Genomic DNA, 10,737 nt, shown 5'->3' with positions numbered 1-10,737 from the left:
CCCCTCGCCCGTGGTGGTCAGCGCCTGCTCCGCGGCCGGGCGGATCGCGTCGACCAGGGAGTCGACGGCGGTGCCGGTGGGGGCGGAACCCTTCTGGACCGCCTCCAGCGTGGCGCTCACCGCGCCGCACCTCTCGTGCCCGAGGACCACCAGCAGCGGGACGTGCAGGTGCTCGACGCCGTACTGGACGGTGCCGAGGACGGGCGGTGCGAGGACGTGCCCGGCGGTGCGCACCGTGAACAGGTCTCCGAGTCCCTGGTCGAACACCAGCTCCGGCGGCACGCGGGAGTCCGAGCAGGACAGCACCGTCGCGAACGGGTGCTGCCCCTCGGCGACCTGCAGGCGGCGCTTGGCGGTGTGGGTCCTGTGCTGCGAGTGGGCGGCGGCGAACCGGGCGTTGCCCTGCAGCAGCAGCTCCAGGGCCTCGTCCGGATCGGTGATCTCCTCGGGCCGCGCGTGCGGAGCACCCGGCAGCACCTCCGGACCGCCGCGCCCGCAGGCGGTCAGCAGCGCGCCCCCGCCCAGGACCGCCCCCCAGCGGAGCAGGCCGCGCCTCGTGCTGCCCGCCCCGTCCGGTGCCGGTGCCGGTGCCGGTGCCGTCGTGGTGGCGCGGCTGTGCGCGGGCAGCGTGGATCCGGTTGTTCTCATGGACTTCCCCCCGGTGAGACCGCGCGGCCCCTGCCGCGCGGTGTGCACGATCCCCCCGGAACGTGCGGCTCGAACGCTACCGGCGCAGTTCCGGGCCGCCCAGGTTTTTTCCGGCAGGCCGGGAGCCGTCCTCGCGCGGGCTTCGCGACCTGTTCGGGGAGCGGGTTCGGGGGTTCGGGGAGCGGCGGTTCAGGGACCGGGGGCTGCGCCGCCTCCGCGCCTCCGCCGACGCGATCCGGTTGCAGGCGCCGGAGATCGTGCCGGTGGTGTGAGGAGCCCCCCGCGGCGGGCCGGTCCCGCCGCGGGTGGATTCCCCCGAATCGCTTGTGGTCACGCTGCGTGAGGAGAACACTCGGAGCGTGCCGCATCGCGCGGCTTCGGGGGTTTCCACCGGGGGAGGAACTCGTGTTCCGGAAGATCTTCGCCGTGGCGGTCGCGGCACTGCTCGTCGCCGGGGGCCCGGCGGCCGCGGCCCAGGCGGCACCGCCGTCCGGGCTGCGGCTCACCGCCGTCTCGGTGACACCGCACGGGCCGGGCACCGCGCCGGTCAGCAGTTTCTGCATGGCCGTCCACCCGCCGTGGAGCGACTGCGGGTACGTCACCGTCGACGCCACGGTCACGGGGTTCGACGCCTACGGCGGGATCGTGGGGTGCGCCCCGTGGGACGAGGGCTGTCCCGTCGCCTACGAGCAGGACTGGTACTCCCAGTTCGGTGCCGTCGGCACCCCCTCCTCGATGCGCCTGACCCAGCACTACCGCTGCGGCACCTCGGGGAAGACCCACCGCGCCCGCACGACCGTCCACATCGGACCGATGTGGAACGACTACCGGTCGGCGGTGAACTTCGCCTCCTTCGTCGACAGCGACACCGCGAGGCTGAGCGTCGGCGGTTCGTTCCCGAACCCGCGGGACTACAGCATCTGCCCGGAGCGGACCGTCGTCGTCTCCGCGCGGCTCGACTCGCTGGTCCTCTCCCTCGACGGCACCAACGGCGCTCCGGACCGCACGTGGCGGCGGGCGGGGGCCCACGCCGTCCCGCTGCCCGGCTGAGGTCGTTCCGGTGGTGCGGGCCGCGGGGCGTTCCCGCGGCCCGCACCCGGACTACTTCTTCCCGGGCTTCTTCGCCGGCTCGGGGAACACGGCGTCGACCTCGACCTCGACGAGCCAGCCGTCCACGGGCAGGCTGGCGACCTCCAGGGCGAACCGGGAGGGCCGCACCGCGTTCTCCACGAGCGGGGCGGTGGGTGCCGCCGTGCCCAGCGGGACGTCGAGCACCTCGCCGGTCTCCAGGTCGGTGTTCGCGAAGAACTGCCGGTAGGCGCGGTTCCAGCCGGCGAAGTCGGCCCTCGCGGTGCCGGGGGCGTTGTCGAGGAAGACGCGCATGGTGATGACGTCGTCGTAGGACAGCCCGACCGAGGCGAGGTTCGCCCCGATCTGGCGCAGCACGTTGATGCCCTGCGCCTCGGTGATCGTCACCCCGGCGGGCAGGGCGCCGCCGGGGAACTGCGCGGGGTCGACGTAGGACTCCGGGGTGCCGGCGGTGGCGGCGGTGTTCAGGGCCGACGGGCCGAGGCCGCTGGACTTGTACACCGCGACGTCCGAGCCGATGGCGACGCCGTTGGCGATGAGCGGCCGGGTGCTGCCGACGGGCAGGTTCGGCTCCACGGTGCCCGGTGCGGGGGCGCCGAGCCGGTCCGCCGCGACGGCCCCGCCGGCGGCGGCGAGGGCGAGGGCGGCGACCGCGGCGGTCACCGACAGCGTGCGGCGGGGGGTGCGGGGGTTTCTCACGAGCTCTCCGTCCGGGTCCTGGTTCGGGGTGTGGTTCGGGGTGTGTCGCGGGGTGGTGGTGCGCCGGTGCGCGCGGCTCAGGCCATCACGCGGGCGTGCAGGGCGGTGACGACGGCACGGGCGGAGGTGATCGCGCCGTGCTGCCAGGCGATGGCGTGGGACAGGTGGTCCCCGGCGAACCAGACGTTGCCCGCCGGCTCCAGCAGGCGGCGGTACTCGGGCCCGTCCTGGTCGGCCCAGCTGACCCAGCCGGCCTCGGAGTGCGCGGTGCGGGACCACGACACCGAGAAGGAGGAGGCGATGTCGCGGCCGTAGACGTCGCCGTGGACCTGCACGCCCCGCTCGACGGCCCGGGCGCGGCGCTCGGCGTGGGTCAGGGCGGCGTACGCGCGGGCGTCCGCCCCGTAGTTGTAGTAGCCGATGACGACGCCGCGCTCGCCGTGGAACCCGCTGGAGGGGTACCAGATGTGGGACACGTCCAGGTCGGTGTTCGTGATGCCCCCGTAGATCCGCCGGTCCTCCTCCCACCAGCGCCGCCCGTACTCCAGGCCGATCTTCCCGGTGGCGCCGGGCACGGCCGCGGCGAGCGCCGCCGTCACGTCGGCGGGAAGGTTGCCCGGGATGCGCGCGGCGATGTGCGGGGGCAGCGTGTTCACGGCGAAGTCGGCGGTCGCCGTGCGCGTCGTGCCGTCCGGCCCGGTGTAGTCGACCTCGACCCCGGTGGCGGTGTTGCGCAGCGCCTGCACCTGCGCCCCGTAGCGGAAGCGCTGCGGGCCGATGGCTTTCTCGAAGGCGTAGGCGATGCGGTCCATGCCCCCGACGGGCTGGAACATCATCATGGCCTGGTCCCAGCCGAACTCGAACGTGAACTCCCTGCCGATGCCGCTGGCGATGACGTCGTGCAGGGCGGGCGGGGCGGGGACCGTCCCGGCGGTCAGCCCGGCGGCGGGCTCGACCTCGTAGCCGCGGCGCCCGCTGCCCCCGGTGTAGGAGCCGTCGGCGCCCAGGTCGCCGAAGTCGGAGAGGAACTCCGTCAGCGCCGCCTTGTCCTGGGTGCTCAGCACGTCGTCGAGCGCGCCGCGCGAGGTGGCCTTGGACAGCAGCTCGGAGATGTAGCCGTAGGTGTCGGCCTTGGCGGTGCGGTGGCGGACGGGGGTGTTCGACAGGGCGGTGTTCCCCGTGTAGTACAGCAGGGCGTCGGCGTTCTGGTTGACGAACGGCTCGATCGCCACGCCCAGCTCGCGGCAGTAGTCCAGGGTCACGTGGTGCTGGGGGATGCGGGCGGGGCCGGCGTTCATGTACTGGCCGGGGGAGAACCGCGCCCGCTGCGTCCGGCCGTCCAGGTCGGTCTCCGAGGTGCCCTCGCGCACCGTCCAGTTCCGCCCGCCCGGGCGCTGGCGCGCTTCCAGCAGGGTGACGCGGTAGCCGGCCTTGCCCAGCTCGTAGGCGGTGGTCATGCCCGCGATGCCCGCTCCCAGGACGAGAACGGTGCGCCGCGAGCGTCCCGTCAGGGTGAAGTCGGACGCCTTCGGGGGTGTGAAGGCCGGGGTCGCGGCGGCGGCGCTGGGGGCGAGGCCCAGGGCGCCCATCGCGCCGTACAGGGCGCCGGCGCCGCCGGTGGCGCCGATCCCGGTGAGGAAGGAACGTCGGGTCACGGGCATGCGGTGTGCTCCTCGGGGTTGCTGGTGTGCTCAACCAACCCGAGCGGTGTTACAGCGCTGTAAGTACCCGGTAACCGCCGTGGACGAGTTTCCCCGGGCAACCGTCCGCGGCGCGAGTGGTGTCAGGCGTGTGCGGGGCCGGCCGGCCGCGCCGGCCCGCGGAGCACGTCGACGAGCCGGGAGAAGCCGTCGTCGCCGCCGCCCGCGGCGACCGCCTCGGTGGCGAGGTCGCGCAGCTGCCGCGGGAACCTGCTGTCCAGGCCCAGCGCCGCGCTGGTGGCGGCGATGTGCTCCAGCGCGGCGAGCTCCATGGCGAGCCTGTCCTCGGTGCCCGGGTGGCTGCCGGCGTCCACGTCGCGGGCGAGCCCCTCGGAGACCGGCAGCAGCAGCGAGGTGATCTACCGGGCGTACGGCAGGAACTCCGCGGCGCTCACCCCCTGCGCGGTGACCATCGCGGCGGCGTGCAGGAACGACGTCATGCCGGCGAAGAACACCTCCAGCACCGCCACGTCGAACAGGGCGGCACGGCCCGGGTCGTCACCGAGGTGCTCGGCGCGGCCCCCGAGGACCCGCAGCACCGGGAGGCTGCGCTCGAACACCGCCCGGTCCCCGCTGTAGAGCACGAGGGCGTCCGGTGCCCCGACCAGGGGGGTCGAGACCATGACGGCCCCGTCGAGGTACGGCAGGCCGCGCCCGGCCGCCCACGACGCGCTGGCCCGCGCCTCCTCCGGGGTCGCCGACGACAGGTTCACCACGGCGTGCCCGGCGAGCAGCGCCGGGTCCACCTCTGCGAGCACCTCCCGGGTCGCGTCGTGGTCGCGCACGCAGACGAGGACCACCTCCGCCGCCGCGACCGCCCCGGCCACGTCCCCCGGCCACGGAGGCACCCTCCTCGCCCAGGACCGCGGCGCGGCCGGGGGAGCGGTTCCACACGGTGGTCGGCACCCCCGCGCGCAGCAGCGCCCGCGCCAGCGCCGCCCCCATCGGCCCGGCGCCCAGCACCGCCACCCGTCCCGCCGTCGTGGCCGCCGTCGAGGCCGCTGTCGAGGCCGCTGTCGAGGCCGCCGCGGCGGGGTGTGCCTGGAGCTGCGTCATCGTCCGTCTCCTCGGCGCGGGGCGCTGCGGGTGGGCCCTCCACCCGTCCTCCGGCGGCGCCGCCAGTTTCCGGCGGCCCGGCGGGGGCGGGAAGTACGCACTATTTCGTGCGTTGCCGACCTCGGGGTCAGCACGGGCCGGAGGAGGCGGAGGATGCGCGAGCGGGATTTCTCCTGCGGGGTCAACGCCGCGGTCGACGTCGTCGGCGGCAGGTGGAAGCCGTCCATCCTCTGGGTGCTCAGCGAGGGACCGCGCCGGACGGGTGAGCTGCGCCGGGAGCTGGAGGGCATCAGCGAGAAGGTCCTCGTCCAGCAGCTGCGCGAGCTGGAGCGCGACGGGACGGTGCGGCGCACCGTCCACGCCGAGGTGCCGCCCCGCGTCGTCTACTCCCTCACCGAGGCGGGGGCCGCCCTGGAGCTGGCGCTGCGGCCGCTGGGGGAGTGGGGCGACGAGCACCGGGGACGGATCATCGCCGCGCGCCGCGCGTGAGCCGCCGCCGGTGCCCGATCCGGGCGCCGCCCCCGGTGCCTGATCCCGGGCGCCGCCCTCAGTGCCTGATCCCGGGCGCCGCCCTCAGTGCCTGATCCACCCGAACGTGCGGCGGACCGCCTCCTGCCAGTTCTCCCACTCCACCCGCCGGTGCTCCTGCGCCATGTGCGGGTGCCACTGCGCCGCCCGGTGCCAGCGGCTGCGCAGGGAGTCCAGGTCCGGCCAGAAACCCACGGCCAGCCCCGCCGCGTACGCCGCGCCCAGCGACACCGTCTCGGACACCATGGGGCGCACCACCGGCGCGTCCAGGACGTCGGCGACCGTCTGCATCAGCAGGTTGTTCGACGTCATGCCGCCGTCCACCCGCAGCGACGCCAGGCGCAGGCCGGAGTCGGCGTCCATCGCCTCCACCACCTCGCGGGTCTGCCACGCCGTCGCCTCCAGCACCGCCCGCGCCAGGTGCCCCTTCGTGATGTACGACGTGAGGCCGACGATGGCGCCACGGGCGTCGGGACGCCAGTGCGGGGCGAACAGGCCGGAGAACGCCGGCACGAAGTAGCAGCCGCCGTTGTCCTCCACCGTGCGCGCCAGCGTCTCCACCTCCGGGGCGGAGGAGATGAGGCCGAGGTTGTCCCGCAGCCACTGCACCAGGGAGCCCGTCACCGCGATGGAACCCTCCAGCGCGTAGCTCGCCGGTTCCTCCCCGATGCGGTGCGCCACCGTCGTCAGGAGCCCGTGCGAGGACCGCGTGATCTCCTGCCCGGTGTTCATGAGCAGGAACCCGCCGGTGCCGTACGTGCACTTGGCCTCGCCGGGGGAGAAGCACGTCTGCCCGAACAGCGCCGCCTGCTGGTCCCCGAGCGCCGCGGCGATGCGGGCACCGGGCACCACGGTGCGGGCGGTCCCGTAGACCTCGGCGGAGGACACGATCCGCGGCAGCACCGCGGCCGGCACGTCCATCGCCGCGAGCAGTTCCGGGTCCCAGTCCAGCGTGCGCAGGTCCATGAGCATCGTGCGGCTGGCGTTGGTGACGTCGGTGACGTGGACGCCGCCGTCCGGGCCGCCGGTCAGCTTCCACACCAGCCACGACTCCACCGTCCCGAACAGCACCTCCCCGCGCCCGGCCCGCGCGCGCAGGCCCGGGGTGGCGTCGAGGAGCCAGCGCAGGCGGGGGCCGGCGAAGTACGTCGCCAGCGGCAGGCCGCACCGCTCGGCGAACCGGTCCGTCCCGCCGTCCGCGGCCAGCTCCTCCACGAGGTCGGAGGTGCGGGTGTCCTGCCACACGACCGCCCGGCCCACCGGCAGGCCCGTGCGCCGGTCCCACAGCACGGTCGTCTCCCGCTGGTTGGCGATGCCGATCGCCACGACGTCCCGCGGCTCGGCCCCGGCCTGCGCCATCGCGGCCGGCACGAGGCGCTCGACGTTGCGCCAGATCTCCATCGCGTCGTGCTCCACCCAGCCCGGACGGGGGTAGTGCTGGCGGTGCTCGCGCTGCGCCACCGCGACGAGCCGGCCGTCGTGGTCGAACAGGATGCAGCGCGTGGAGGTGGTGCCCTGGTCGATCGCGACGACGAACCCCTCCCGGCCCGGGGCGGCGGTGGCGCGCTGGGAACTCACGCCGGGGACCCCAGGTCCCGGGAGACGGCCCGCGCGGCCTGCCGCACCGCGGGCACCAGCCCGGCGCGCGGCCGGCCGGAGGGGTCGACCACGTCCTCCACCGCGCCGTGCACGCCGAGGGCGCCGACGACCAGGCCCCCGCGGTCGCGCACCGGTGCCGCGATCGACGCGATCCCCGGCTGCTGCTCCTCCACGTCCAGCGCCCAGCCCTGCTCCCGCACCTCCGCCAGGGCGCGGCGCAGCTGCGCCGGCTGCGTCAGGGTGCGGGGGGTGCAGCGGGGGAGCGCCGCCGGCCGGAAACCGGTGTAGGCGAGCAGCACCTTGCCGAGCGCACAGGCGTGGGCGGGCAGCTGCGCGCCGACCTCCAGCTCCTGCTGGCTGTCGTCGGGGCGGAAGACGTGGTGCACCACCAGGGCCCGCCCCTCGCTCAGCACGGCCAGGCGCACGGCCTCCCCGGTGCGCGAGGCGAGGGAGTCCGCCCAGTTCACCGCGTGGGAGCGCAGGTCGTTGGCGTCGAGGCCACCGGAGGCCAGCCGTGCCAGCGCCGGGCTGTTGCGGTAGCGGCCGGAGCGGTCCTGCTCGACGAAACCGACCCCCACGAGGGTGCGCAGCAGGCCGTGGACCGTGCCCTTGGCCAGGCCCAGGGAGTGCGCGGCGTCGACCACCCCCACCCCGCCCGGCGCCGCGGCGAGCAGCCGCAGCAGCGCGGCGGCCCGCTCGACGGACTGGATGGGACCCGGCACGCGCCGAAGGCTACGTGCTGTCCCGGGGCCTGGAGCGGTGCTCGGCCCACGCGGCGAGCGCCTCGGCGTGCGGGCGCCCCGGGTTCTCCCCCCGCCACGCGCGCAGGAACCGGTTCAGCTCGAACTGGGGGGCGATCTCGGCCGGCTCCGCGTCCCGGGTGGCGTGCCGGTGCGCGAGCGCCTCGCCCAGGGTGCAGCCCGACGCGATCACCTCGCGCAGCGGCGCGTCGAACGTGAAGGAAGGCCCCACCTGCGCGCGGAACCACGCCCGCAACTGCTGTGTGCAGCGCTGCCCCGGGGGCAGGACGGTGTCCGGGCCGAGGGGCTCGGGCAGTGCGGCAGAGCGCGCCGGCACCGGCGGCGCGGGCGGCACGGGGCGGCCGTCGAGGGCGGCGGCCAGCCTGGCCGTGAGCTCCTGCTTGCCCCCGCGGCCGGGGACGCCCACCTGCCGCGCCAGCGCCTGCAGCTCCTCCCCCAGCCAGTACCAGCGCAGGAGTTCGGCGCCGCTGAGGGCGGGCGAGAGGGCGGGGCGCTGCTCGGTCACGGCGGCAGTGTGCCCGCCGCCCCCGACGGCGCCGGCGCCCGCGCGCACGTCCCCGGGTGCCGGGGAGCGGGTGCCTCAGCGCACCGGGTCCGGTTCGGCGCGCATCGCGGCGACCCGGTCCAGCAGGTCGTCCAGGGCGTGCTGGAACTCGGCGGCGGAGTGGTCCTCCGTCAGCTCCGCCTGCAGACCCGCCACGGTGGGGAACTGCTCCAGGTCGGCCACCGGTGCCCGCTCGGGGTCGGGTTCGGCCACGGGCCCGGTGTCGACGCCGAGTGCCGAGACCTCCAGCAGGAGGTGCCCGAGGAGGAAGCTGGTGAAGGCGCGGTAGGCGGCCACCGCCTGGCGGCCGGAGAACCCCGCGCGCCGCAGCGTGGAGAGGAACAGCTCCACCCACCGCACGCTGCGCAGGGGAGGGCGCAGCCACGGCGCGGCCGGCGGCCTGGTCGCCACCAGCGGGAAGACCTCCGGGTGCGCCAGCGCGGCGCCGCGCACCGCGAACGCCAGGCGGTGCAGGTACTCCTGCCACGAGGTGCCGCCGCGCTCCTCGGCGCGCATCACCTCCAGCACGTCGTCCACCACGACCCCGACGACGGCGTCGAGGAGCGCGTCGCGGCCCGCGACGTGCCGGTACAGCGCCATCGGGTCCACCCCGAGGTAGGCGCCCAGCCGGCGCATCGTCAGCTCCCGCAGCCCGTGCTTGTCGACGAACTCCACCGCGGCCTGCACGACGCGCTCGGCGGAGAGCTGCCGGGGGGAGACGGCCAGCCCCGTGCGCGAGCCCTGCCCGTCGGTCTGCTCGACCCGCAGGTCCGTCCCCTCCACCCGCAGGTCCTGCTCCTGGACCCGCGTCCCGGGATCGGGAGCACCTGTCAGCCCGTTGTCCACCGTCTCGACCTCCTCTCCGGACGTGGTCCTGCCCGGACGCCCGCTCGTCCTCCCCCTACCCGCTGGTGCGCCGTGGACACGTTCTCCCGCCCACCGGGGCGGGATGAGGGGCCCGGCAGCGGCGGAGGTGGAGATCGCGGGAGGCGCGCATACATCCGCGATCAGTGGGAACCAAGAGCCCGAGAGCGGTTCGGATGGCCGCCTCGGTGTCTACGGAGTAGACATGGCGTGCAGCCGCTCCCGACGGGGGCGGTGTGGGTGCCTCGGAACGCACCCGTCAGCACGACGTGGCGACGACGCGGGCACCGTGCACCAGCCCCGCCGGAAGCCACCACCGACGACAGGAGCAGCAATGACCGAGAACACCTCCCGTACCGACGTCGCAGCCCTGTACGAGGGCACCGTCTACGAGACCGACGGCGACAAGATCGGCCGCGTGGGCACCGTCTACCTCGACGACGCCACCGGCCAGCCCAGCTGGGTGACCGTGAAGACCGGCCTGTTCGGCACCTCCGAGAGCTTCGTGCCGCTCGACGCGGCCCGGATCTCCGGCACCGAGATCCGCGTGCCCTACTCCAAGGCGCAGATCAAGGACGCCCCCCGCATGGAGACCGACGCGGAGCTGACCCCCCAGGAGGAGGAGCGGCTCTACGAGTACTACGGCCTCGGCAGCGGCGCGGGCACCTACGGCACCACGACCGGCACCACGACCGGCCACGAGAGCGTCACCGACAAGGTCCGCGACGCCGTGAGCGGCGACCGCGACCACGACGGCATCCGCGACCGCGACGAGGTGCACACCGGCACCACGGGCGTGCACGGCGCCGGCCACGACACCTCCGGCCCGAACACCGACGACGCGATGACCCGCTCCGAGGAGCGCATCCACGTCGGCACCGTGCGCCGCGAGGCCGGCCGCGCCCGCCTGCGCAAGCACATCGTCAGCGAGCGCGTCTCCGAGACGGTGCCGGTCTCCCGCGAGGAGGTCGTCGTCGAGCGCGAGCCCATCACCGAGGCGAACGTCGGCCAGGCCCTCCGCGGCGGTGACCTCACCGAGGAGGAGCACGAGGTCATCCTCCACGAGGAGGAGGCCGTCACCCGCAAGGAGACCGTGCCGGTCGAGCGCGTGCGCCTCGGGACCCAGGAGTTCACCGAGCAGCAGACGGTGACCGACGAGGTCCGCAAGGAGGTCATCGACGTCGACACCGACGTCGAGACCCGCGCCGGCGTGCGCGGGGACGACCGCGACCGCCTCTGACCGAGGACG

The 10,737-nt window shown here is 75.1% G+C and carries 10 protein-coding genes and 2 pseudogenes; 3 read left to right on the top strand and 9 right to left on the bottom strand.

The window, feature by feature from the left end:
* Positions 1-648 (bottom strand): carbonic anhydrase (locus ACYQBY_RS21820; protein WP_459646002.1); only part of this gene is annotated, 648 nt, incomplete at its 3' end.
* 405 nt (positions 649-1,053) lie between these two features.
* On the opposite strand from ACYQBY_RS21820, the gene ACYQBY_RS21815 reads away from it, so the two are divergent.
* Complete coding sequence (locus tag ACYQBY_RS21815) at positions 1,054-1,698, top strand: hypothetical protein (RefSeq protein WP_459646001.1); 645 nt, start codon at positions 1,054-1,056, stop codon at positions 1,696-1,698.
* 51 nt (positions 1,699-1,749) lie between these two features.
* On the opposite strand, the gene ACYQBY_RS21810 is transcribed toward ACYQBY_RS21815, so the two are convergent.
* From ACYQBY_RS21810 to ACYQBY_RS21795, 4 genes and pseudogenes are all read right to left on the bottom strand, one after another.
* Positions 1,750-2,436 carry a Rid family hydrolase gene (locus ACYQBY_RS21810; protein WP_459646000.1) on the bottom strand — a complete coding sequence of 229 codons (687 nt, stop codon included), beginning with the start codon at positions 2,434-2,436 and terminating at the stop codon, positions 1,750-1,752.
* A gap of 77 nt (positions 2,437-2,513) precedes the next feature.
* Entirely contained in the window at positions 2,514-4,097 is a 1,584-nt protein-coding gene (locus ACYQBY_RS21805) for a flavin monoamine oxidase family protein (protein ID WP_459645999.1), read from the bottom strand.
* 122 nt (positions 4,098-4,219) lie between these two features.
* Positions 4,220-4,963: pseudogene (locus ACYQBY_RS21800) on the bottom strand (NAD(P)-dependent oxidoreductase).
* 34 nt (positions 4,964-4,997) lie between these two features.
* Positions 4,998-5,192, bottom strand: a pseudogene (locus ACYQBY_RS21795) (NAD(P)-binding domain-containing protein); the annotation flags it as partial.
* A gap of 153 nt (positions 5,193-5,345) precedes the next feature.
* Here ACYQBY_RS21795 and ACYQBY_RS21790 point away from each other — a divergent pair.
* The gene (locus ACYQBY_RS21790; protein WP_459645998.1) at positions 5,346-5,681 is read left to right on the top strand and encodes a winged helix-turn-helix transcriptional regulator; all 336 of its coding nucleotides are present in this window, start codon (positions 5,346-5,348) and stop codon (positions 5,679-5,681) included.
* Between the two features lie 84 nt (positions 5,682-5,765).
* Here ACYQBY_RS21790 and glpK read toward each other — a convergent pair whose 3' ends face one another.
* From glpK to ACYQBY_RS21770, 4 genes are all read right to left on the bottom strand, one after another.
* A complete protein-coding gene (glpK, locus tag ACYQBY_RS21785) occupies positions 5,766-7,298 on the bottom strand; it encodes a glycerol kinase GlpK (RefSeq protein WP_459645997.1) in 1,533 nt (510 codons plus the stop codon).
* The gene (locus ACYQBY_RS21780; protein ID WP_459645996.1) at positions 7,295-8,041 is read right to left on the bottom strand and encodes an IclR family transcriptional regulator; all 747 of its coding nucleotides are present in this window, start codon (positions 8,039-8,041) and stop codon (positions 7,295-7,297) included. The genes glpK and ACYQBY_RS21780 overlap by 4 nt, the downstream gene beginning before the upstream one ends.
* 10 nt (positions 8,042-8,051) lie before the next feature.
* Entirely contained in the window at positions 8,052-8,585 is a 534-nt protein-coding gene (locus ACYQBY_RS21775; RefSeq protein WP_459645995.1) for a DUF6434 domain-containing protein, read from the bottom strand.
* A gap of 75 nt (positions 8,586-8,660) precedes the next feature.
* Positions 8,661-9,350 carry a TetR/AcrR family transcriptional regulator C-terminal domain-containing protein gene (locus ACYQBY_RS21770; protein ID WP_459646007.1) on the bottom strand — a complete coding sequence of 230 codons (690 nt, stop codon included), beginning with the start codon at positions 9,348-9,350 and terminating at the stop codon, positions 8,661-8,663.
* A 472-nt stretch (positions 9,351-9,822) separates the two neighbouring features.
* On the opposite strand from ACYQBY_RS21770, the gene ACYQBY_RS21765 reads away from it, so the two are divergent.
* Positions 9,823-10,728: a DUF2382 domain-containing protein gene (locus tag ACYQBY_RS21765; RefSeq protein ID WP_459645994.1), complete on the top strand. Its 906-nt coding sequence runs from the start codon at positions 9,823-9,825 to the stop codon at positions 10,726-10,728.
* The last annotated feature ends 9 nt before the right edge of the window (positions 10,729-10,737 follow it).

The organism is Kineococcus anabasis, from assembly GCF_054590795.1.
The sequence above is the reverse complement of the archived record's forward strand: the minus strand, read 5'-3'. Positions and strand labels throughout refer to the sequence as shown.